The 22,994-nt window shown below is 65.9% G+C and carries 21 protein-coding genes; 9 read left to right on the top strand and 12 right to left on the bottom strand.

Annotated features, from left to right (window positions below; all coding sequences use genetic code 11):
* Positions 1 to 35: 35 nt before the first annotated feature.
* From E7V67_021815 to E7V67_021845, 7 genes are all read right to left on the bottom strand, one after another.
* Positions 36 to 1,148 (bottom strand): IS110 family transposase, encoded by a 1,113-nt coding sequence (locus tag E7V67_021815; GenBank protein ID WUR12313.1) that lies wholly within the window; start codon positions 1,146 to 1,148, stop codon positions 36 to 38.
* 286 nt (positions 1,149 to 1,434) lie between these two features.
* Complete coding sequence (locus E7V67_021820; protein WUR12314.1) at positions 1,435 to 1,716, bottom strand: PEP-CTERM sorting domain-containing protein; 282 nt, start codon at positions 1,714 to 1,716, stop codon at positions 1,435 to 1,437.
* Between the two features lie 40 nt (positions 1,717 to 1,756).
* The gene (locus E7V67_021825) at positions 1,757 to 1,879 is read right to left on the bottom strand and encodes a hypothetical protein (GenBank protein WUR12315.1); all 123 of its coding nucleotides are present in this window, start codon (positions 1,877 to 1,879) and stop codon (positions 1,757 to 1,759) included.
* A 221-nt stretch (positions 1,880 to 2,100) separates the two neighbouring features.
* The gene (locus E7V67_021830) at positions 2,101 to 3,078 is read right to left on the bottom strand and encodes a quinone oxidoreductase (GenBank protein WUR12316.1); all 978 of its coding nucleotides are present in this window, start codon (positions 3,076 to 3,078) and stop codon (positions 2,101 to 2,103) included.
* Positions 3,079 to 3,109: 31 nt separating this feature from the next.
* The gene (locus E7V67_021835) at positions 3,110 to 3,496 is read right to left on the bottom strand and encodes a methylglyoxal synthase (protein ID WUR12317.1); all 387 of its coding nucleotides are present in this window, start codon (positions 3,494 to 3,496) and stop codon (positions 3,110 to 3,112) included.
* Positions 3,497 to 3,518: 22 nt separating this feature from the next.
* Positions 3,519 to 4,442 (bottom strand): DMT family transporter, encoded by a 924-nt coding sequence (locus E7V67_021840; protein WUR12318.1) that lies wholly within the window; start codon positions 4,440 to 4,442, stop codon positions 3,519 to 3,521.
* Between the two features lie 48 nt (positions 4,443 to 4,490).
* On the bottom strand, positions 4,491 to 6,971 hold the full coding sequence (locus tag E7V67_021845; GenBank protein ID WUR12319.1) for an alkaline phosphatase D family protein: 2,481 nt from the start codon (positions 6,969 to 6,971) through the stop codon (positions 4,491 to 4,493).
* A 198-nt stretch (positions 6,972 to 7,169) separates the two neighbouring features.
* Between E7V67_021845 and E7V67_021850 the strand changes: the two genes are divergently transcribed.
* The 9 genes from E7V67_021850 (at position 7,170) to rng (ending at position 15,466) form a co-directional block, all read left to right on the top strand.
* Positions 7,170 to 8,048 (top strand): DUF4214 domain-containing protein, encoded by an 879-nt coding sequence (locus tag E7V67_021850; protein ID WUR12320.1) that lies wholly within the window; start codon positions 7,170 to 7,172, stop codon positions 8,046 to 8,048.
* A 98-nt stretch (positions 8,049 to 8,146) separates the two neighbouring features.
* Positions 8,147 to 8,872 (top strand): YebC/PmpR family DNA-binding transcriptional regulator, encoded by a 726-nt coding sequence (locus E7V67_021855; GenBank protein ID WUR12321.1) that lies wholly within the window; start codon positions 8,147 to 8,149, stop codon positions 8,870 to 8,872.
* A 179-nt stretch (positions 8,873 to 9,051) separates the two neighbouring features.
* Positions 9,052 to 10,320 carry a phosphoribosylamine--glycine ligase gene (gene purD / locus E7V67_021860; protein WUR12322.1) on the top strand — a complete coding sequence of 423 codons (1,269 nt, stop codon included), beginning with the start codon at positions 9,052 to 9,054 and terminating at the stop codon, positions 10,318 to 10,320.
* 158 nt (positions 10,321 to 10,478) lie between these two features.
* The gene (hemF, locus tag E7V67_021865) at positions 10,479 to 11,390 is read left to right on the top strand and encodes an oxygen-dependent coproporphyrinogen oxidase (protein ID WUR12323.1); all 912 of its coding nucleotides are present in this window, start codon (positions 10,479 to 10,481) and stop codon (positions 11,388 to 11,390) included.
* Complete coding sequence (gene nadD / locus E7V67_021870) at positions 11,387 to 12,034, top strand: nicotinate (nicotinamide) nucleotide adenylyltransferase (protein ID WUR12324.1); 648 nt, start codon at positions 11,387 to 11,389, stop codon at positions 12,032 to 12,034. The genes hemF and nadD overlap by 4 nt, the downstream gene beginning before the upstream one ends.
* A gap of 7 nt (positions 12,035 to 12,041) precedes the next feature.
* On the top strand, positions 12,042 to 12,752 hold the full coding sequence (gene rsfS, locus E7V67_021875; GenBank protein WUR12325.1) for a ribosome silencing factor: 711 nt from the start codon (positions 12,042 to 12,044) through the stop codon (positions 12,750 to 12,752).
* A 6-nt stretch (positions 12,753 to 12,758) separates the two neighbouring features.
* Positions 12,759 to 13,229: a 23S rRNA (pseudouridine(1915)-N(3))-methyltransferase RlmH gene (gene rlmH / locus E7V67_021880; GenBank protein ID WUR12326.1), complete on the top strand. Its 471-nt coding sequence runs from the start codon at positions 12,759 to 12,761 to the stop codon at positions 13,227 to 13,229.
* Positions 13,230 to 13,385: 156 nt separating this feature from the next.
* Complete coding sequence (locus tag E7V67_021885) at positions 13,386 to 14,006, top strand: Maf family protein (protein WUR12327.1); 621 nt, start codon at positions 13,386 to 13,388, stop codon at positions 14,004 to 14,006.
* Positions 14,003 to 15,466, top strand: a complete 1,464-nt coding sequence (gene rng, locus E7V67_021890; protein WUR12328.1) for a ribonuclease G — start codon at positions 14,003 to 14,005, stop codon at positions 15,464 to 15,466. The genes E7V67_021885 and rng overlap by 4 nt, the downstream gene beginning before the upstream one ends.
* A 72-nt stretch (positions 15,467 to 15,538) precedes the next feature.
* On the opposite strand, the gene E7V67_021895 is transcribed toward rng, so the two are convergent.
* From E7V67_021895 to E7V67_021915, 5 genes are read right to left on the bottom strand one after another with little or no spacing between them, the layout of a single operon-like run.
* Positions 15,539 to 17,593, bottom strand: a complete 2,055-nt coding sequence (locus E7V67_021895; protein WUR12329.1) for a S46 family peptidase — start codon at positions 17,591 to 17,593, stop codon at positions 15,539 to 15,541.
* Positions 17,594 to 17,650: 57 nt separating this feature from the next.
* Positions 17,651 to 18,556 (bottom strand): cupin-like domain-containing protein, encoded by a 906-nt coding sequence (locus E7V67_021900; protein ID WUR12330.1) that lies wholly within the window; start codon positions 18,554 to 18,556, stop codon positions 17,651 to 17,653.
* Positions 18,557 to 18,565: 9 nt separating this feature from the next.
* Positions 18,566 to 19,402, bottom strand: a complete 837-nt coding sequence (locus E7V67_021905; GenBank protein WUR12331.1) for an alpha/beta hydrolase — start codon at positions 19,400 to 19,402, stop codon at positions 18,566 to 18,568.
* Between the two features lie 46 nt (positions 19,403 to 19,448).
* Positions 19,449 to 20,801 (bottom strand): hypothetical protein, encoded by a 1,353-nt coding sequence (locus tag E7V67_021910; protein ID WUR12332.1) that lies wholly within the window; start codon positions 20,799 to 20,801, stop codon positions 19,449 to 19,451.
* Positions 20,802 to 20,807: 6 nt separating this feature from the next.
* Positions 20,808 to 22,991 carry a TonB-dependent receptor gene (locus E7V67_021915; GenBank protein WUR12333.1) on the bottom strand — a complete coding sequence of 728 codons (2,184 nt, stop codon included), beginning with the start codon at positions 22,989 to 22,991 and terminating at the stop codon, positions 20,808 to 20,810.
* Positions 22,992 to 22,994 lie beyond the last annotated feature (3 nt).

A 22,994-nucleotide genomic window follows, 5' to 3' on the forward strand; every position in this document is an offset into this window, starting at 1 on the left:
GCTACCACCACGCTGTACGTTCACGATCGGCTCCGTTACGTCGTTGGCATGACGCGCGGCGTCACTTGGCCGATGGCCCAGATGAAGCCTGCCAGCTCGCGCGCCACCGCCGTGCATGCCTGTACTTTGAGTTTGCCCCTCTCGCCCATCGCGCGATAGCGCGCACAGAGCCGCTTTTGGGCGTTCCAGGCGATCTCCTGGACCTCGTCTGACGTCTTCTCGGCACGGCGCTGCAAGTGAGCTGTCTTACGGGCTGGGTACCGGTAGGTCCATGCCGACTCGATGAGCACCTTACGTACGTGCCCGTTCCCGGTCTTGGTGATGCTGCCTCGCGATTTGCTTGCCCCACTTGAGTGCTCGCTCGGCACCAGTCCCAAATAGGCCATAAATTGCGGTGCGGTGGCAAAGCGATGCAGGTCGCCGATTTCCGCCATCACGGTGGCGGCGGTGAGCAGATTGACACCCCGTAGCGCCATCAACGCTTCGATCATTGGCCAGAGTGCCGATGCCGTGGCTTCTGCTTCCAGTTGCTGATCTAGTCCGTCAACGCGCTTAGTCAGCGCCTTGACCGTATCGACGTATTCCTGGAAGACGATTTGCTGCGTCCGACTCGCAAACTTCATTTGCTCCAGCCAGCGGAAATGCGCCTGCGTCCAGTTGCTCTTGCCATCGTAGCTTTTCCCATGACGCAACAGGAAAGCGGATAACCGCTGCTTAGCCTTCAACTGCAGCGCCTTCATATCCTCGCGTGCCCGTGTCAAGTCGCGTAATCCCTCCTGCGCATCATCGGGTACCCACACTGGAGTGAGTTCACCGGCACGAAGCAGGCGAGCCAACATCATGCTGTCACGGCGATCGGTCTTGACGCGGTCACCAGCTTTCTTCGGAATCAGCGACGGTGCCACCACCAAGCACTCCAGACCCAGTCCCCTAAGCTGGCGGAAAATCACAGAGCCACAAGGGCCAGCTTCGTAACAGAACACCAGTTTCGCGCCATCCTTGCCGAGCTGCTTTACCAGCTTAGCAATCGCCTCGGATGTGTTCGGGATTTCACCCATGTAACGCAGCTCGCCTTCTGAATCGGCAACCGAAACGGCGATCGTCGCCTTGTGGGTATCGAGTCCGACATTCTTGATAAACTGTTCCATGACCTGCCTCCTCAATTTCGGCTCTGCGCCCATGGTTCTTCGGAACCTAAAGCTTAACCCGCGTTGTTTGAGGTCGGCAGGTCCAATACATGATGTCTAAGTTAAGGATGTAAGACTCATTGGGCCGCAGGCGTATCGCTCAACCCCAAGCCCAAAACCGGGGTCAGACCCGCCGGGTCTGACCCCAGCTCTCCGCTTTTGGGTGCAAAGACGTCTGCGGCTAGCTGATAATTTTCCTTAACTTGGCGGCATTAGTGACAGGCACCCGCGCGTCCTGGAACCGGTATCAGGTTCGTGCACGACGACGTCGCGCCGCCATTCCCAGCACACCCAGTCCAGCAATCAACAATGCGCCAGCTGCCGGCTCAGGTACCGCACTGACATGGCGGGTCGTGATGTCCAGCGAAGCCATCAGTTCCGCCATGGCGGCTGGCGAGGATAACGCCAGCGCAGCGAGCAAGAGCAGCTTCCGTTGCATCTTCATAATTTCTCCATGGTCATTGTCCAAGAAAGTAACTGGGAGAAATACAGAATCTTTTAAAAAATGCAACATGGTTGCAATCAGCAAGCAAAGCCGTGCAGATCTCGCAACTATGGCGGCCTCGGTTTTACTTTGCCTGAGATTCGATCAGCTTCAGCAATTCCGCAGACCCCCATCCCACCGTCCGCAACGCAATATCCGGCTGGTAGAACCGGCCATTGCCGCGCGGCCGGCCGACGTACAGCTTCATCGGCACGATCACTCGCGCCAGTCCGCGGGGGGCGCGGGCAGTTGCGCGTACGCGGCGGCACTGGCGACGGCCAGTGCCAGTGCCAGCAGGCGCCTCATGCGAACCACCGTTCGCTGGCATAGGCGATCAAGCCGACCAGCGCCACCGCCAGCAGCAGCACGATCAGCAGGCGGCCGAATTTCGGCACGCCGTTATCTTCGACGGGTTCGGCCATGCGAGCCTCAGTGGGGCAACAGGATCGAGGAGCCGGTGGTGCGGCGCGCTTCGAGATCGACATGCGCCTTGGCCGCATCCTGCAGGTGGTAGCGCTGGTTGATGGCGACCTTCACCTCGCCGCTGGAGAGCACGCCGAACAGCGAACGCGCCGTCGCCTCCAGGTCCTCGCGCGTGGCGGTGTAGTGCACCAAGGTGGGCCGGGTGAAGAACAGCGAGCCGCGCGACTGCAGCTCGGCCGGCGCGAACGCCGGCACCGGGCCGGAGGCGTTGCCGAAGCTGACCATCAGGCCGAGGGGCTTGAGGCAGTCGAGCGAGCCGGCAAACGTGTCCTTGCCGATCGAGTCGTACACCACCGCGACCCCTTCGCCGTCGGTCAGCTCGCGCACGCGCTCGGTGAAGTTCTCCTTGGTGTAGTCGATGACGTGGGTGGCGCCGTGCTCGATCGCCAGCGCCGCCTTTTCCGCCGAGCTGACGGTGCCGATCAGGTTCACGCCCAGCACCTTGGCCCACTGGCAGGCGATCAGGCCGACGCCGCCGGCCGCCGCATGCCACAGCACCGTGTCGCCCGGCTTCAGGTGCGCGGTGCGATGCAGCAGGTACTGCACCGTCATCCCCTGCAGCATCGCGGCGGCGGCCGTCTCGAAGCCGATCTGCTCGGGCAGCACGACCAGGTGCGTGGCCGGCATGTTGCGCACCTGCGCGTAGGCGCCGTTCGGCCGCGCCGCGTAGGCCACGCGATCGCCCACCTTGACGTGCGTGACGCCCTCGCCCACCGCCTCCACGGTGCCGGCGCCTTCCTGGCCCAGGCCGTTCGGCAGCGGCTGCGGGTACAGGCCGGTGCGGAAGTAGATGTCGATGAAGTTGATGCCGATGGCCTCGTGGCGCACGGTGACTTCGCCGGGACCGGGCGGACCGACGGCGACGTCCACGTACTCCAGCACTTCCGGGCCGCCCGTGCGGGCCATGCGGATCGCCTTGCTCATGCTTGCCTCCGTTTTCAAGGATGGGGGTGGATCACGCGGCCGCCATCGCCGCTTCCAGCTGCGACAGCACCAGGTGCGCCGTCGCCACGTTGGTGGCGCAAGCCACGTTGTGCACGTCGCAGGCGCGCACCAGCGCGTTGATGTCCGGTTCGTGCGGCTGCGGCGTCATCGGGTCGCGCAGGAAGATGACGGCATCGATCTGGCCCTCCACCAGCAGCGCGCCGATCTGCAGGTCGCCGCCGAACGGGCCGCTGTGCTTGCGATCGACCGGCAGGCCCAGTTCGGCGACGAGCCGCCCGCCCGTGGTACCGGTGGCCGTCAGCGTGCAGCGGCGCAGGAAATCGGCGTATTCGCCGGCCAGCGCGATCATGTCGTCTTTTTTCTTGTCGTGGGCGATCAGGGCAATGCGCGGAATCATCGTGGTCTCTTTCGTCAAGGGGTCAGGCGGACTTCTTTACTTTCGACAGCAGCCAGATCCCGGCCAGTACCAGCGCCGTGCCGCCCAGCTGCCAGGCCGTTACCGGCTCGGCCAGGATCACGGCGCCCAGGAACAAGGTGGAGACGGGGCCGACCATGCCGGCCTGCGACGCGATGCCGGCGCCGACGCGCTGCACCGCGATCATCGTCATGAACACGGGCGCCACGGTACACAGCAGGCCATTGACCAGCGACAGCCAGTACACCGGCGCCGGCTGCACCAGCATGGACGCCGGCCGCAGCAGGAAGAACTGCAGCAGGCAGGCGGCGCTCGACACGCACATCGCGTATGCCACCAGGCGCAGCGCGCCGATGCGGCGCACCATCTCGCCGGAGGCCAGCAGGTAGATCGCGTACGCGGCGGCGGAGCCCAGCACCAGCAGCGAACCCAGGACGACGTTGCCGCCGCCCTGCAGGTCGTGCAGGAACACCAGCACGATGCCGGCATAGGCCAGCGCCAGCGCCAGCCATTGCAGCCGGCCGATGTGCTGCTTCAGCACCGTGGCGGAGATCAGCAGCACGAAGGTGGGCGTCAGGAACAGGATCAGCCGTTCCAGGCCGACCGTGATGTATTGCAGGCCGAGGAAGTCGAGGAAGCTGGAGAGGTAGTAGCCGATCAGGCCCATGCCGATCAGGCGCCAGCGGTCGGCCCAGGACAGCGGCGGTCCGATGCGCATCTGCCAGATCGCGACCGCCGCGAACACCGGCAGCGAAAACAGCATGCGGAACGCGATCAGGGTGACCGCGTCGATGTGATAGCGGTACAGCAGCTTGGCCACGACGGCCTTTGTGGAAAACAGCACGGCGCCGACGATGGCCAGCGTCAGGCCGCCTGCCATGCCGGCTGACGCGGCCGCCGCGGGAGAGTCCGTTATGCTTTTGGTCATCCGGCCATTGTACGGCCAAATATGCAACGGCGCCGGCGGCCGCCCGCATTATCCGACCGTCACGGCCACGCTGCCCGACGTCACCGTCACCACGGTCTCGCGCGCGATCGTGCCCGCTGGCGCCACGCTGCCGGCCAGGCGGTTGACCTGGCGGAAGCGCGCGGTCAGGCTGGCTGGCGTCACGGTGACGAGCGTGTAGCCCTGCGCGTCCGTGTTCACATGGCGCAGCCACGGGTTGCTGTTCAGCGCCGACAACTGGCCCGCCAGGTTCAGCAGGGTGACGCCGAAATCGGTGCTGCCGGCCAGGCTGTCCAGCACCGCCTGCGTGGTCGCGTCCAGCCGCGCCTCCGGCACGCCCTTCGCCGCGAGCGCGCCGCGCAATCGCACGCGGATCTGCTCCAGCAGCGCGGCTGTGGTGGGCGCCGCCTTGCCCAGCGTGTAGTCCAGCAGGTTGACGCTGACGCTCACGCTGCCCACGTCCGGCACGGGAATCGTGACCGGATACGAGACGATGGTGGCCAGGTCGCCCAGGCCCGCCGCGGCGTCACGCAGGTAGGAGAAGAACGACTCCGAGCTGGCGCCAGCCGTCACCAGGTCCACCATCACGGGCGTGCCACCGCCGGCCGCGTCGAAATCGTCGCTGACGGTGCCGGCGAAGAAGGCGTGGATGTCGCCCGTCAGCGCGACCACGTTGCCGATGCGGTTATCCTTCAGGTGGCGCATCAGGGCCTTGCGCTCGGCGTTGTAGCCGTCCCACTGGTCGCAGTTGAGCAGGAAGCGGCGGAAGTACGGCGCCAGCGCGGCGGCCTTGCCGCTGGCCGTGACGAAGGGCGACTCGACTTTTTTCGCCTGCACGTCCGGCTTGACGTAGCCGAACGCGATGGCATGCGCGGCCACCGCGGCCGAAGCGGTGGGACCGCCGCTGGCCGACAGCGCGCCCATGTAGGCCGTCGCGGCCAGCGTCGCCTGTGGCGTCGTCAGTCCGGCCGCGACACCGGCAGCGACCTGCTGCGCGCTGCCGCCATCGGCCGCCACGACGGCGGCGATGGCCTGCGCGCCGGCCTGCGCGACAATGGCACTGGCGCCGGCCGTGCTGGCGGCCACGATGGCGGCGGCCAGAGGCACGTTGCCGGCGGTGGCCTGCGCGGTGCTGCCGATCGACGCCGCCAGTACCGGCACGGCCTGCAGCGCCAGCAACGTGGCGATGGCGTCGGTGCCGGACAGGCCCATGCGCAGCAGCGATACCTCGTTGCCCCACAGCTTCCAGGTCGTGCGCGCTTCCGTCATCGCCTGCTGCCACCAGCCGCGCTGGGTCGCGCCGAGCATGCTGACGGGCGCCAGCGGATCGTTGCCGCCGGCGGCCAGCTTCTGCGCCTCGGCGCGCTCGTACAGGTCCTGCGGCACCAGGTAACGGCTGCCGATACGGCCCACCTGCGCCGACTCGGGAATCACGTGGTCGGCGCGATACAGGCGCTGGTCCGTCATCACCAGGCGCGCCAGCGTGCCGAAATCGAACTGGCGGTAGATGCGGATATTGTCGAAGCCCGCCTGCGCCGCGTCGAACGTGACGTCGGCCGGCATGAACTCGAACCAGGCCTGGCTGGCGTCGCGCCGGCGCTGGGTCTGGCGCAGTCCGCTGCCGCCGGCCAGGCTGGCGTCGTAGGTCTGGGCATCCTGCCAGCAGTCGTCCGAGAACTCATGGTCGTCCCAGATCGCGACGAAGGCGTAGCGCTCGTGCACGGCCTGCAGGCGGCGGTCGCTGCGATATTTCTTGTACAGGTAGCGGTAGTCGGCCAGCGTGGTGGCGTAGCGCGCCGTGCCGCCAGCGCCGGTCGGCGTGCCGTCCGGCAGGCGCAGCGCATCGTGGCGCGTCTCGGCCTGGCCTTGCTGGAAATCCTCGCCCACCGTCTCGTACACGTAGTCGCCCAGATGCAGGATGAAATCGAGGTTGTCCTCGGTCGCCACGTGCTCCAGCGCGCCCCAGTGGTTGACGCTCCAGTCCTGGCACGTCAGGGTGGCGAAACGCAGCTGGTCCACGCTGGCACCGCTGGCCGGCGCCGTGCGGAAGCGGCCCACGTTCGAGCGTACGTCGCCGGCCACGAACTGGTAGTAGTAGGTCTGCCCCGGCTGCAGGCCGGTCAGCTTGTGTCGCACCGTGTTGTCGTACTGGGCCCGCAGCGGCAGGCGCTGGTCCGCCACCGGCGTGCCCGCCAGCGCCGCGTTGCTGCCCAGCAGGCGCGCATTGTCGCCGCTGGTCACGAGCAAGCGCAGCGTGACGTCGCTGCCGTTCGGCGCAGGCGCCGCCGGGTCGGCGGCGGGCGGTACCGCACGTGTCCACAGCACGATGCTGTCCGGACGAGGATCGCCCGAGGCCACGCTTTGCGGGAAGCTCCAGGCGGCGCCGCTGGCCGGCGGCAGGCCGCCGCTGTCCGGATCGTCGTAATCGTTGCTCCCGCAGCCGGCCAGACCACCCGTGGCCACCGATACCGTAAGGAAACCACCCAGCCTTAAAAATTGCCGCCTGTCCATATTTGTGTCTCCGCCGTTGTAATTTTACAAAAATTTACAAAATCATAGCAGCCCACTTTGGGCCTGGAAACGTCTATGAAACAAGCTGTTGTGTGAAATACACCACCGACGCACGATTGAAAAGAGGTTCGACAACTCAGCCTTTTAAGCGTACGCTTTTCATTACAAAAATGCTATTCAACTTATAAGGATGACATCATGGCAGCGATTCCAAACCAGATCGGCGGAACCCAGAACAACGATATCCTGCCGGGCACTGACGGCATGGACTACATTTACGGCCAGGGCGGCGCCGACACCCTGCTCGGCAACGGCGGTGACGATCAGCTGTTCAGCGGCGTCATCTACAACCCCAACGGCAACCTGCCGGACACGGTCGGCGACCGCCTGGAAGGCGGCAGCGGCAACGATACGCTGACGGGTGCCGACGGTATCGACACGCTGCTGGGCGGTGAAGGCAACGACAGCCTGCTGGGCGGCATCGGCAACGACGAGTTGGCAGGCGGAGTCGGCAGCAATACCGTGGATGGCGGCGCTGGCGTCGATCTGGCCGTTTTGTCTGGCAAGTGGAGCGACTACACATTCGCCCGTACCGCGACCAATATCGGCTTCAAGAACACGACGACGGGCTCGACGGAAACGCTGAGCAATGTCGAGCGCGTCCACTTCGACGACATGTACCGCGCTTATGACATCGACGGCACGGCCGGCCAGGTCTTCCGCCTATATCAGGCGACCTTCAAGCGCCCGGCCGATATCGCGGGCCAGGGATTCTGGATGGGGCTGATCGAAAACGGTCGCTTCGATATCTACGAAGTGGCGCAGCGTTTCATCGAAAGCGAGGAATTCCAGCGCACGTATGGCAGCGCGCCCAGCGATACGGATTTCCTGACCAATCTGTACCGCAATGCGTTGCACCGCGAACCCGACCAGCCTGGTCTCGACTCCTGGTTGCACTCCATCAGCCTGGGCGTTTCGCGCGCCGAGATCCTGTACGGTTTCGCCGAAAGCGCCGAGAACCAGGCCCAGGTCATCGGCAGCATCCAGTCCGGCATCGAGTACGTGCCGCTGGCCTGACGCCAGCCCGGTCATGTAGGCCTTTCGACGGGCATTCGGCAGGGGGCGGTATGGTAGAATACCGCCCTCGATTGCACACCGTCTAAGGAAGAGTCAACATGGCTGGACACAGCAAATGGGCCAACATCAAGCATAAAAAGGCTGCAACGGACGCGAAACGCGGCAAGATCTGGACGCGCCTGATCAAGGAAATCACGGTTGCCGCGCGCATGGGCGGCGGCGACATCAACACCAATCCGCGCCTGCGCCTGGCGGTCGACAAGGCGGCGGATGCCAACATGCCCAAGGATAACGTCCAGCGCGCGATCACGCGCGGCACGGGCGGCGACGAGGGCACCAACTACGAGGAAGTGCGTTACGAAGGCTACGGCATCGGCGGTGCGGCGATCATCGTCGACTGCATGACCGACAACCGCGTGCGCACGGTCGCCGAGGTGCGTCACGCCTTCAACAAATACGGTGGCAATATGGGCACGGAGAACTCCGTGTCGTTCATGTTCAAGCACTGCGGCCAGTTCCTGTTCGCTCCCGGCACGGACGAAGCGAAGCTGATGGATGCCGCGCTGGAAGCGGGCGCCGAGGACGTGGTGGCCGACGAGGAAGGCGGCTTCGAGGTGCTGTGCGCGCCGAACGACTTCGCCGCCGTCAAGGACGCGCTGGAGAAGGCGGGCTTCAAGGCCGAGGTGGCCGAGATCATCATGAAGCCGGCCACCGAGACGGTCTTCACGGGCGAGGACGCGCTGAAGATGCAGAAGCTGCTGGACGCGCTGGAAAACCTGGACGATACGCAGGAGGTCTACACCAACGCCGTGATCGAAGAGTAATCCGGCACGACCTGGTGACACGGCGGCCCACGGGCCGCCTTTTCCGCTCCTGGAGCCTGCGCCCTTCGGCCAGCCCAGAAGCCTTTTCAAGATGGCATGACCGGGCTGCCTTGCCGCGCTGCTCTGGCCATCTTGAAGAAGCTTCCCCCGCAATCCTCAAACTTGAACGAACGGTCCCTATGAAAATCCTGGTAGTCGGCTCCGGCGGCCGCGAGCACGCGCTGGCTTGGAAATTGGCGCAATCGGAACGAGTGCAGATGGTCTTCGTCGCCCCCGGCAACGGCGGCACGGCGCGCGACCAGCGCTTGCAGAACGTGGCGATCAGCGACCTGCACGAGCTGGCCGACTTCGTCGTGCGCGAGCACGTCGCGTTCACGGTGGTGGGACCGGAAGTGCCGCTGGCGGCCGGTATCGTCAACCTGTTCCGCGCGCGTGGCCTGAAGATCTTCGGCCCGACCAGGGAAGCGGCCCAGCTGGAGTCCTCCAAGGACTTCGCCAAGGCGTTCATGAAGCGTCACGGCATCCCCACGGCCGAGTACGAGACGTTCGGCGACGCGGCCCAGGCCCACGCCTACGTGGACGCGAAGGGCGCGCCGATCGTCATCAAGGCCGACGGCCTGGCCGCCGGCAAGGGCGTGGTCGTGGCGACGACCCTGGAGGAGGCGCATGCGGCGGTCGACCACATGCTGTCCGATAACGCCTTCGGCGACGCCGGCGCGCGCATCGTCATCGAGGAATTCCTGGCCGGCGAGGAAGCGTCGTTCATCGTCATGTGCGACGGCAAGAACGTCTTGCCACTGGCGACGAGCCAGGACCACAAGCGCCTGCTGGACCAGGACCAGGGCCCGAACACGGGCGGCATGGGCGCCTACTCCCCGGCCGCCATCGTGACGCCGGCGATGCACGCGCGCGTGATGCGCGAGATTATCAACCCGACGATCCAGGGCATGGCGCGGGACGGCATTCCCTTCTCCGGCTTCCTGTACGCCGGCCTGATGATCGACGCGGCCGGCAATCCGAAGACCCTGGAATTCAACTGCCGCATGGGCGACCCGGAAACGCAGCCGATCATGGCGCGCCTGAAGACCGATCTGGTGCACGTGATGGAGCACGCGGTCAACGGCACGCTCGACACCGTGGGCCTGGAGTGGGACCGCCGCACCGCCGTGGGCGTGGTGCTGGCCGCCGCCGGCTATCCGGACAACCCGGCCAAGGGCGCCGTGATCGACGGCATCCCGGCCGAGACGCCGGAAGCGGTGACGTTCCACGCCGGCACCACCGAGGCAGGCGGCCAGCTGGTCACCAATGGCGGCCGTGTATTGTGCGTCGTCGGCCTGGGCGATTCGGTCAAGATGGCGCAGAAGCAGGCCTACGAGACGGTCGAGAAGATCCACTTCGACGGCATGCAGTACCGCCGCGATATCGGCTGGCGCGGCCTGAAGCACTAGCAATACCGGGGACAGGCAGCTAGCTTGGGGTCTGTCCCCGCAGGGGAGCGGAGCAGGGGTTTCAAGGAGCCTGCTCCTCGCCCGAGTAGCGGTGCTGGCATGTAGGCCAGCACCATGCCCCCGGTTTTCACCACTGCCATCCACGACAACGCACATCCATGTCCCAACCCGATCCAGTCCAAGTCAAAGCCTACCTGCTCGGTCTGCAGGAACGCATCGTCGCCGCCCTCGAACAGGCGGACGGCAACGCGTTCCTGCGCGACGCGTGGGAGCGGCCGGAAGGCGGTGGCGGCATCTCGCGGCTGATCGAGGAAGGCGCCGTGCTGGAACGGGGCGGCTGCAATTTCTCGCATGTCACGGGCGCGCAGCTGCCGCCATCCGCCGCCGCGCACCGGCCCGGCATCGGCGGGCGCGCCTGGGAGGCGATGGGCGTGTCGCTGGTGCTGCACCCGCGTAATCCTTACGTGCCGACGGTGCACATGAATGTGCGCTTCTTCTCCACCAGCACGGCCGACGGCACGCCGGTCTGGTGGTTCGGCGGCGGCATGGACCTGACGCCCTACTACGGCAACGCGGACGATGCGCGCCACTTCCACCGCACCTGCCGCGACGCGCTGGCGCCATTCGGCGCCGACCTGCACCCACGGTTCAAGAAGTGGTGCGACGAATACTTTTATCTGAAGCACCGCAGGGAAGCGCGCGGCGTCGGCGGGATCTTCTTCGACGACTTCAACGAGCTGCCGTTCGACGACAGCTTCGCGATGATGAAAAGCGTGGGCGACGCGTTCCTGGCCGCCTATGTGCCGATCCTGCGGGCGCGCAAGGACATGCCGTACGGCGAACGGGAGCGCGACTTCCAGGCTTACCGGCGCGGCCGCTACGTGGAATTCAACCTGGTGTTCGACCGCGGCACCCTGTTCGGACTGCAGTCGGGCGGCCGCACCGAGGCGATCCTGATGTCGATGCCGCCGGTGGTCAAATGGCGCTACGACTGGCATCCGGAAGACGGCACGCCGGAGGCGGCGCTGTATTCGGACTTCCTGCCGCACCGCGACTGGCTGGCCGAGTGAGCGGCTGCATCGCGCTGCTGGGCGGCAGCTTCGATCCCGTCCATAATGGCCACGTGGCCCTGGGCCGCCGTTTCGTCGAGCTGCTGGGCGCCAGCGAGCTGCGCGTGATCCCGACCGTGCCGTGGCAGAAGGCGGCGCTGGTGGCGTCGCCCCAGCAGCGTGCGGACATGGCGCAGCTGGCCTTCACGGGCCTGCCCTGCCGCGTCGTGATCGACCGCCAGGAGATCGAACGGGGCAAGGCGACGTATACGGTCGAGACGCTGCGCGCGCTGCGCGCGGCGCTGGGACCGGAGGTGTCGCTGTGCTTCCTGATGGGCGCCGACCAGCTGCAGCGGCTGGACACGTGGCATGCCTGGCGTGACCTGTTTTCCCTGGCTCATCTGTGTGTGGCGGCCCGCCCCGGCTTCGCACTGGACGGGCCGGATATTCCACCCGAGGTGGCCAACGAATTCACGGCGCGCCTGTGCGCGCCGCAACAACTGTGCTCGCACCCGGCCGGACGCACCTGCGTGGCGCCCGACCTGGCCGTGGACATCTCGTCCACCCGCATCCGCGCTGCGCTGCAGGGCGGACCTGAGGCAAACTCGCTGATTCCGCGGGTAGTGCTAGACTATATCGAACAACATCATCTCTATAAGAAGTAAGAACTGAATGGATATCAAAAAACTGCAAACCCTCGTCGTGGACGCCCTGGAAGACGTGAAGGGTCAGGACATCGTCGTGTTCGACACGACGGGCCTCACGAGCCTGTTCGACCGCATCGCGATCGCCTCCGGCACGTCGAACCGCCAGACCCGCGCGCTGGCCGCGTCGGTGCGTGACAAGGTCAAGGAAGCGGGCGGCGACGTCGTCGGCCTGGAAGGCGAAGACACCGGCGAATGGGTGCTGGTCGACCTGGGCGACATGATCGTCCACATCATGCAGCAGCCGATCCGCGCCTACTATCGCCTGGAAGAGATCTGGGGCGAGAAGCCGGTCAAGCTGGGCGCGGCCAAGCGCAAGTCCACCGCCGAGGGCAAGGCGGCCGAAGCGCTCGAGGCGGCACCGAAGAAGAAGTCCGGCCACCTGGCCGCCGGCAAGGCCGAGAAGGCCGCCGAGCCGGTCGTCGAGAAGAAGGCCCCCGCACGCAAGCCCGGCACCGTGAAGGCCGCCGCCGCCGCCGGCGCCGTCGCCAAGAAAGCCGCCGCCAAGAAGGCCGCGCCGGCGATCGAAGCGCCGGAAGGCAAGAAGGTCAAGGTCGCCGCGTCGAAGACGGCCACGGCATCGGCCAAGGCCGCCAAGGAAGCGAAGGCGAAGGAAGCGGCCAAGGCGCCGGCGAAAACCGTCATCAAGCGCATCAAGAAGCCGGCCGCGGAAGAGTAATCTCCCATGCAGCTGATCATCGCTGCGGTCGGCCACAAGATGCCGGCCTGGATCGAGACCGGTTTCGCCGAGTACGTCAAGCGCATGCCGCCGGAGCTGCGCATCGTGCTGAAGGAGATCAAGCCCGTCGAGCGCTCCGGCAGCAAGACCGCCGCCACGGCGATGGCGCTGGAACGCGAGCGCATCGAGGCGGCCCTGCCGAAGTCGGTGCGCATCATCGCGCTGGACGAGCGCGGCAAGGATCTCACCAGCGTCGGCCTGTCGCAGCAGCTGGAGCAATGGCAGCAGGATGGCCGCGACACGGCGTTCCTGATCGGCGGCGCGGACGGCCTCGATCCGGGCTTGAAGGCGAAAGCCGAAGGCCTGATCCGCATCTCCAGCATGACGCTGCCGCACGGCATGGTGCGGGTCATGCTGGCCGAGCAGCTCTACCGTGCCTACACGATCACGCAGAATCATCCGTATCACCGGGTATAGCAAGCGAACCCCTGGGGACAGCCACCGGATTGCGGGTCGCAGACCCGCAATCCGGTGCCTGTCCCCTTTTGGTTTGGGCGCCGTCCTTTTAAGTTTGCATAGCTGGTATCGTTTCGATATCCTGCGATTAACCAAAATAACGACACAACAAGAACGATGAAACCGGTCGAACGAAAAATCTACCTGGCCTCGAAGAGCCCGCGCCGACGCGAACTGTTGCGCCAGATCGGCGTCGATTTCGAACTGCTGCTGCTGCGCAGCGACGGCCCGCGCGGCGCGGACGTGACCGAAGAGGTCAATGCGGACGAGCAGGCCTACGACTACGTCACGCGGGTGGCCAACGAGAAGGCCGGCTTCGCGTTCGACCTGGTGCGCCGGCGCCACCTGAAACCCCGTCCGATCCTGTCGGCCGACACCACCGTCGCCATCGACGGCGTCATCCTCGGCAAGCCGGCCGGCAAGGAGGAAGCGGAGGCCATGCTGAACCGGCTGTCCGGGCGCACCCACCAGGTGCTGACCTCCGTTGCGGTGCGCACCTACGATTTCGAAGCCAGCGTCACCCAGGTCTCGGACGTGCGCTTCGCCAAGCTGTCGCCGGCCGCGATCCAGGCCTACTGCGCGACGACGGAACCGTACGACAAGGCCGGTGGCTACGGCATCCAGGGCCTGGCCTCGATCTTCATCGAGCATATCGAAGGCAGCCATTCGGGCATCATGGGCCTGCCCCTGTTCGAAACCGCCGACCTGCTGCGCCAGGCCGGCCTGAAGCTGCCATGAACGAAGACATCCTGATCAACATCACGCCGCAGGAAACGCGCGTCGCGCTCGTGCTGCAAGGCGCCGTGCAGGAGCTGCACATCGAGCGCACCCTGACGCGCGGCCTGGCCGGCAACGTCTACTCCGGCAAGGTGGTGCGCGTGCTGCCCGGCATGCAGTCGGCCTTCATCGACATCGGTCTGGAACGGGCCGCCTTCCTGCACGTGGCGGATATCTGGGAAGCGCGCCCGCACGACGGCCAGAACGCCGTGCCGACGCCGATCGAAAAGCTGCTGTTCGACGGCCAGGTGCTGACGGTGCAGGTCATCAAGGACCCGATCGGCACCAAGGGCGCGCGCCTGTCCACGCAGATCTCGATCGCCGGGCGCATGCTGGTCTACCTGCCGCAGGATTCGCACATCGGCATCTCGCAGAAGATCGAGAAGGAGTCCGAGCGCGAGGCGCTGCGCGCGCGTATGCAGGGCCTGCTGCCGAAGGAAGAGAAAGGCGGCTACATCGTGCGCACGCAGGCGGAGGATGCCAGCGACGCCGACCTGCAGGCCGACATCGAATACCTGCGCAAGACCTGGGGCGCGATCACGCACGGCGCCCGCACGCGCCCGCCCACCAGCCTGCTGCATCAGGACCTGAGCCTGGCGCAGCGCGTGCTGCGCGACTTCGTGCACGACGAGACGGCCACGATCCAGGTCGACTCGCGCGAGAACTTCCTCAGCCTGACGGAATTCGGCAAGGTCTACACGCCCAGCGTGCTGCCACGGCTGCAGCACTACACGGGCGAGCGCCCGCTGTTCGACCTGTACGGTGTGGAGGAAGAAATCCAGCGCGCGCTGGGCCGGCGCGTCGAACTGAAGTCGGGCGGCTACCTGATCGTCGACCAGACCGAGGCGATGACCACGATCGACGTCAACACGGGCGGCTACGTAGGCGGGCGCAACTTCGCCGACACGATCTTCAAGACCAACCTGGAAGCGGCGCACGCGATCGCGCGCCAGCTGCGCCTGCGCAACCTGGGCGGCATCATCATCCTGGACTTCATCGACATGGAGAACGCCGAGCACCGCAACGCCGTGCTGGCGGAGCTGAAGAAGGCGCTGGCGCGCGACCGCACCAAGGTGTCCGTCAGCGGCTTCTCCGCGCTCGGCCTGGTCGAAATGACGAGGAAACGCACGCGCGAATCGCTGGCGCACATCCTGTGCGAGCCCTGTCCCGCCTGCGCCGGCAAGGGCCAGGTGAAGACGTCGCGCACGGTGTGCTACGAAATCCTGCGCGAGCTGCTGCGCGAAGCGAAGCAATTCAACCCGCGCGAATTCCGCATCCTGGCGTCGCAGGAGGTAGTGGACCTGTTCCTGGAAGAGGAATCGCAGCACCTGGCGATGCTGGGCGACTTCATCGGCAAGAAGATTTCGCTGCAGGTGGAGAGTTCCTATCACCAGGAGCACTACGACGTCATCCTGATGTGACGCGCCGCCCGGGCCGCGAACGCTGCGCCCATCCTTACGCGCTGCCGGTCGCCAGCCGGCAGCGCCAGCTCATCAGCGGCCCAGCTCCTTCAGCAGCGCATCCGCATGGTAGACGCTTTTCAGCGCCGTCAGGATCGCGCCGCCGTCCACGGCGATCGCCCGGTTATTGCGCTCGTCATACCAGTAGCCACTGCCGATCGCATGGATGTTCGCGTCGAACGCCAGGCCGACGATCTCGCCGCGCCGGTTGATCACCGGGCTGCCGGAATTGCCGCCCACGATATCGTTGGTCGTGACGAAGTTGAACGGCTGCGTCAACGGCAGCCCGTCGCGTGACGTGAGCCAGGAGGCCGGCAGCGCGAACGGCGCAGCCCCGGTGTGGCGCGCAAAGATACCTGCGAAATCGGTGAACGGCTTCTGTTCCATGCCGTCGGCATTCCAACCCTTCACCTGGCCATACGACAGCCGCAGCGAGAACGTCCCGTCGGGATAGACCTTGGTACCCTGATGCGCAAAGCGGGCATGGGCGATCAGCTCGTTGTTTTTCTGCGTGACCGCTTCGACCTCGCGTTCATAGCGGGCACGCAACTGCCGCGATTCCAGATCGACGCTGCGCGCCAACTGGATGAACGGATCGTCGGACGCGGCGACCGCCTCCTGGCCGCCCTTCCACAACGCGGCGCGCACGCTGGCGTCGCCCATCTTCGTGCGCGCCACCATGTCCGCCACAAGCTGCTCGGGCGATTTGCTGCCCAGCACGCGCCGCACCAGCGGATCGTCGGTGCCCAGCATGTCGCGCATGCGCGTCAACGATGCGATCATGCGCACCTGTTCGAGCTCGGCGTAGACCGGTCCCGTCGAATGAATCTCGCGTTCGATATCGGCGATGCGCCCGGTGCTGTACTGCGCCAGGCGCTCGGTGTTCGGCTTGACGCGCTCGTCCGCGCCGCGCACCAGGAAGCGGGCAAAGCGGAAATACAGGCCGTTGAACGCGGTGGCACGCTCGAGCAGCCAATAGCGCTTGCCGATTTCCCGGTAGGTCTGCTGTGCCGCCGCAATCGCGTCCCATGCCCCGCCCACCTTGTCGCGCAGTGCCGGATCGGCGGCGACGAACGCGCGCAGCGCGTCTTCCTCTTTCTGCTTGCGAGCCAGGAACGCCGGGTCCATCAGCGTTTCCAGTTCGCCGTGCATTTGCTTGTAGGCGTTTTCCAGGTCGAACAGCAGCGTTTCGCTGGTACGCGCCGCTTCCGCGCTCGTGCTGCCATATTGCTGGATGATGCCGGCCAGGCGGGCGGTGCGCAGCAATTCGCTCATCAGATAGACGTCGCGCTCGGCGGCGACCTGCGCCACGCTCATCTGGCGCCGCGTGCGCGCCGGCATACCCGGTACGAACACCGGATCGTTCTCCGCCAGCGCGTCCTTGCTGAAGGTGAAGTAGTTGTCCAGCTTGGCCGGCTTGCCGTCCTCGTAGGCCCGCAGCATCGTCACGTCCAGGTTATAGCGCGGGAACTGGAAATTGTCCGGATCGCCGCCAAAGAAGGCCACGCTTTTCTCCGGCGCCCAGACCAGGCGCACGTCCGGATAGCGATGGTAACGGTACAGCTGGTACATGCCGCCTTGGTACAGGTTGATGACCTCGCAGTGCACCTTGTCCTTGCGCTCGCCGATGCAGGCGGAGGCCAGCTCGGCGCGCGCGGCGTTTTCCGCCTTCTTGTAAGCCGGTCCGTCCAGACCTGCCGTGGCCTGCTGCATCCGCGCCGTGACATCGGTGATTTCCTCCAGCCGCGTCAGCGCGATATCGGGGCACACCAGTTCCTCGCTGCGGCGGCGCGCCAGGAAGCCGTCGGTCAGATAGTTTTTCTGCGCAGTGGACAACTGCTCGATGCACTCGGATGCGCAGTGATGATTCGTCATCACCAGGCCATCCTTGGACACGAACGACGCCGAGCACGTGCCTTCGATCCGGGCGGAGCTGAGCATGACCTTGCGCACCCAGGCAGGATCGAGCGTGACGTTGTATTCCGATTTGATGCGGTCGAGAGGGAGGTTATTGAACGTCCACATCCCTTCGGCGCCATATGACAACTGTGTGTAGAGGCCCAGGCAGGCCAGCCATTCCTTACGCAATCCAGAACTCCCTAATGTGATTATAGTATTTGCAGCCGGGTCGCCCCGCACCGCGCGTCATGCCGGCTGCGCGTACGCCGCCAGTGCCTTCTCGATATCGCCCGTCGTTGCCTGCGGTCCGGCCAGGTCGGCCAGGAAGAAGCGCATCACGTCGATCTCGCTGTCGTCCGGGTGGCGGCGCAGATGCTCGCGTAATCGCTCCACCCCGCTCGCATGCAGGAAGTTCCACGTTACCGAAATCGAATCCTGCAACGACTCGACGTGGTGCAGCCAGCCGGACGGGATGAACAGGATCTCCCCGGGCTGCAGCTCGTCCTCGTACTGGATCCGCGCCTCGCCGAAGCGCGGGAAGCGCGCCGGATCGGGATCGCGAATGTCGACGAACTGCTCGCCCGCCATCAGGCAGGGCGCCTGGTCGGGCGCATACATCGTCACGTGCTTGCTGCCGTAGAACTGGCACAGCATGGCCGAAGTCGTCCACGGGTCGCGGTGCAGGCGCGTGCGTGCGCCCCGGCCGGAGATGAACAGGCCGCGGTAAGGGAACAGGGAAACGGGCGGCGTCACCGGTTCGCCCAGCCCTGGCACGAGGTAACCGGTCGTCGGCAGGAAGTATGGCGTGTCCCAATCCGGCGCCAGCCGGGCGAACGCTTCATCGGACCAGAAGAAATCGACGTCCTTGAGCTGGCTGTACCAGCGCACGTAGTCGTGCGATGCATCGCCATCGGGCCGGTCGAAATGGTTGTCGAAGTAATCGTCCAGCGTGGTGACGTTCGTGAGGTCGAACAGATCGTTGTAGACCTGTACCTGCAGGCCCGCGAGCCTGGCGCTGAAATAGTCGGGATTCCACAGGGTGCGGGCCGGCCAGTGCTGCATCGCGTCCGTGACGATGACGGGTTGGTTGGGCAGGATATGGTGCTCGACGAACTGCTGCCGGGTGATACCGGCGATACGGGGAATTTGCATGATGTGTCCTTACGCGCTGATACCGCCGAAACGGCGCAGGGTGTCGCGCCACTCGCCGGCGGCGGCGGCGGGGCAGTCGTTGTGATCGCCGCCCGGGATGACCAGCCGGGATTTCGGTTCACCGGCCTGTTCATACAGCCGGTCACCGAACCGCAGCGGAATGACTTCGTCGCGGGCGCAGTGAATGAACAGCTTCGGCGTCTTCAGTGCGGCCACCTTCTCGTCGGACGCGAACCGCTGGCTGACCACCAGCGACAGCGGCATCCAGTCGAACTCGGTGCTCTTGGCCACGTCGACCACGGAAGTGAACGAGCCTTCCACGACCACGCCGTCGACCCGTGGCGTGGTGGCCGCCAGCTCGACGGCAATGGCACCGCCCAGCGAATGGCCGTACGCCAGCCGCTTGACGGCGCGCGGCGCCAGTTGCTCGAGACGCTGCCAGGCCGCCCGGGCGTCCGCATAGGCCGAGCGTTCCTCCGGCAGCAGCGCGGCGCTGGCACCGAAGCCGCGATAGTCGATCGCCAGCACCGCGAAGCCGGCCTGGCGCAACCGGTCGATCGCCGCCACATTGGTCGACAGCGTGTCCGCATTGCCGTGCAGGTACAGCAGCGCCGGCGCCTCCGGCGACGCGGCCGGCAACCACCACGCGTGCACCTTGCCGCCCTCGACGCCACCAGCGGCCGGCGCATCGATCCACTGGTCGCTGAAGGAGCCATTGGGTGGGGTATGGCCCACCGCGCGCGATGGCATGAAGATCATCTCGCGCTGCCAGTGGTTGAAGGCCACGTAGCCCCAGGCCAGCAGCGCAACCATGACGCCAAGGCCGATATAACGAAGTCGTTTCATGTTTTTCAAAGAGTGAGTGAACAAGTCGTGGGAAGTGGCTGGCCGCTCAGCGGTCGACGTCGTAGACGATGGCCTCCTGGGCTCCCTTGGCGGAGTTGATGACACCGTTGCCGCTGTCCTTCTCCATCAGCCGCAGCCAGCAGCCGCCATAGGAATCGCCGAAGCCGAAGATGCCCCATACCACGTCGTAGATACCGTAGCCCTGCTCGCCGTGCTGGCCGTAGAACGGCAGCGAGACGCAGAACTCCTGCACCAGCCAGCCCGGTTCGCGCAGGCCGCGCTCGACGACTTCGGCCCACTCCGCGGCGTCCGTGAACTTGCCGATGAAGACGTCATCGCCCTGCTGGCCCACCGCCGTCTTGATGACGAAGCGGTGGCGTTGCTCGCGCAGCAGCGCCGGCAGCGCCATGCGGGTCCCTTCGAACTCGACCTCGGTATCGGTCAGTGCCACGCTCCAGGGAACGAACTCCTCGATCAGTGCGCGTTCGGCGGCGTCGAACAGGCCGGTATCCTTGTGCTGATAGAGGATGGACAGCGAGCGCTTGTCACCCAGCACGGCATCGAAAGGATTGTCCGGCCACAGGATCTGGCCGCGCACCGCGGCACGCGCCAGCACCTGGTTGTCCGGCCGAGAGTTCATCACCGCACCCAGCCGGCTGCCGTCCAGGTAGACACCGTCGGCACGCCCTTCCAGGCCATCGGCGGTGCGGGCAAACAGGATCTCGCCCGCACCACCGCAGCGCGCCAGGGTGCGCTCGAAGATTTCGCGCAACGCCACGTGTCCCTGCAGCCGCTCGAATTCCTCCGTGATGAGGAACAGCACGCGGGTATCGAAGCCCTTGTCGCGCATGGCACCGATCAGGTAGCCCATGAAGGCATCCGGGATGTCCACCGTGCGGCATTCGTGCCGGGCGAGGAAAGGCACGAGTCCTTCCTGCTGGCGGTAGTGGCGGTCCATCCAGTGAATCTGCCAGCCGCCGATGCTGGAGCCGACATTGAGTTCGACGATCTTCATGCCGGTGGCGGTCAGCACGGCGTCGGTACGCTGCAGCATGTACGGCGTTTCGGACCCCAGTTCCACGAACAGATGCGCGACCGGGCCGGGCACACCGTAATAGTCGGCCAGCTCGTCCGGCGCGCCGTCGAACTCGGCCAGGATGGCACGGTTCAGCAGCGCGGGTATCCGTTCGACCGAGCCGCGCAGCCGCTCGCGCATGGCCGGCCCCAGGAACCATGGCCACGCATGCAGCGCGTAGGGATAGTCGCGAAACATCGGGTGGACGTCCTGTCCCAGCTCGCTCAGCCGGCCCAGGCTGTTGCCGGACACGGCGTAGTCAATGAAGTCGGCCGCCGTCTGCGACATGCGCCGGTGATGTTCGATAATCGTTGCGTCGATCATGGCTGTTTACAAGGTTTGTTCATAGACGAAGCGGATCCCGGTACGGGTCGGCGTGGTGGTGTCGCGCGCGTTGTACTCGCTGGCATCGAGGTACAGCCGGTTGGCCAGCAGGTCCTGGTGCAGGATGTTGGTGAAGGTCAGGCGCAACTGGCGCTTCTTGTCCAGCTTCCACAGGCCATAGGCATCGAACAGCCGCTGCACGCCCGCGTAGGTACGCAGCGTGCGCGTGACCTGGGCCGGCCCGCCGGTCTGCACGCTGTAGTTGCCGCCGACCGTCAACGCTTCTCCCACCTTGTAGTCGAGCCCCAGGTTCGCGGTCAGCGGTGTCTGGTCGCCCAGGCGGTTGTCCGGCCCCGGTACCGCGTCGAGGCGCGAGCGGTTCCATGCCGCGTTGGCGCGCAGGTCGATCGCCGGTCCTTCCGGCAGCCAGGTGCGCAGGGGCGCTTTCACTTCCAGCGCCACCCCGTACACGCGGGCACGGCCCTCGTTGACGGGCGTACTGATCCAGATGCCCTGCTGCTCGTACAGGCGCTGCAACGTGACGTTGCTGATGCGCCGCACGAATGGCGCGACGCTGAACATGCCTTCCTTGCCGAAGTAGCTCTCGTAGGCCAGGTCCAGGCCCCAGGCCAGTTCCGGGCGCAGGTCCGGATTGCCCTGCGTGTCCGGATTGGTGGGACCGTTATCGTTGTTCATCGTATAGCGGCGCGGCACCAGGTTGCGTGTCAGCGGTGCCTTGTATGTCCTGGCCAGCGCCACCCGCACCTGGTCCTTCTCGCTGCCGGGCAGTTTCCACAGCAACTGCCCCACCGGGCTGAAGACACTCGACCGGTTATGGACGCTGGCCAGCTGGCGGCCGCGCGTGTCGGTATTCAGGCCTTCCCAGCGCACGCCCAGATACACCTGCGCGCGCGGCGTGACGTCCCACTCGTCCTGCACGTACAGCGCCAGGCGGCGCACGTCGGCCGTGTAATCCTCGTCGATATCCGGCGGCGGCGGGCTGTCGGCAGGCCGGTCGTGCTGCAGTCGCATCTCGCTGCGCCGGGTCCAGGTGCCGTCCCAGCCCACCGCCAGATTGTGCCCGGCGAACAGGCTGGACACGTACTTGCCGCTGGTGAGGTAGTTATCGTCGGTCGCCTCCGAGTGCACGTCGCGGTCCATCGTCAACCGGCGTGCCGCGTCGCTGCCGAGGAACACAAAATCCGTCTCGCGCTTGTTGCGGTTCAGCCCCAGCTTGGCGCTGATCTTGCCTTGCGCGAGTTCATGCGACCACGTCACGTCGCTGCGCAGCGCGGTCGTGCGCGATTCGGACGTCCAGCGATTGTGCGGATACGTCGTCGATTCGCCGCGCAGCAGCGTCTGGTCCTGCGTGCCGTTGCTGGATATCCGATACTGCTCGATCAGCGACTGCCAGTTGACGGTGTCGCCGTTCGCCAGCTTCCAGTTCAGCCGCGGCGCCAGGTTGGCCGTGCGCACGTCGGCCACGTCGCGCTCGGCCAGCAGCCGCTCCGTGCTGGGCGCGAAGCCGGTACGCCCTTCCGTCTCCCGCACCAGCGGGCGCACGTCGTATTTGAGCTGGTTCAGATTGGCCGACAGCGAATAGGAGAAGTCGTCACTGCGGTCGGCCAGCTGGGCCGACGCGGTCGGGGTCCAGCGGCCCTGGTTGCGCTGCGCCCCCAGCTTGAAGTCCTGCTGGCTGCGCCGTACCGTCTTGCGCAGCACGACATTGATCGTTCCCGCGATCGCCTGCGTGCTGTACTCGGCCGATGCGCTGCGCAGGATCTCGACCCGCTCGACCATCTCCGGCGACAGCGATTCGATGCTGAACCCCGGCGGCGCCGGATCGCCGTTGACGAGGATTTGCGTGTAGCCGGCACCCAGGCCGCGCATGCGCAGTTCGCCGCCCGTCACCGACACGCCCACCTGGCGTTTGAGCGCATCCTGCAGCGAGCTGTCGCCGTAGCGCAGCAGCTCTTCGCGGCCCACCACGACGCGCGTGGCGGTATCGGTCTGGCGCTGGTTGACGACCTCGCCCTTGATCTGCACCTGCTGAATCGGCGCCTCGGGCGCAGCTTCCTGCGGGTCGGCCGCCAGTGCGGGCGTGGCCACGCACCAGCACAGCGCCACCGACCGGGGCAGCCGCGCGAGACCGGCACGATGCAGTGCGTGGCTGATTTCCTTTAATTTCATAGT

The organism is [Empedobacter] haloabium, assembly GCA_008011715.2.
Classification (GTDB): domain Bacteria; phylum Pseudomonadota; class Gammaproteobacteria; order Burkholderiales; family Burkholderiaceae_D; genus Rugamonas; species Rugamonas haloabia.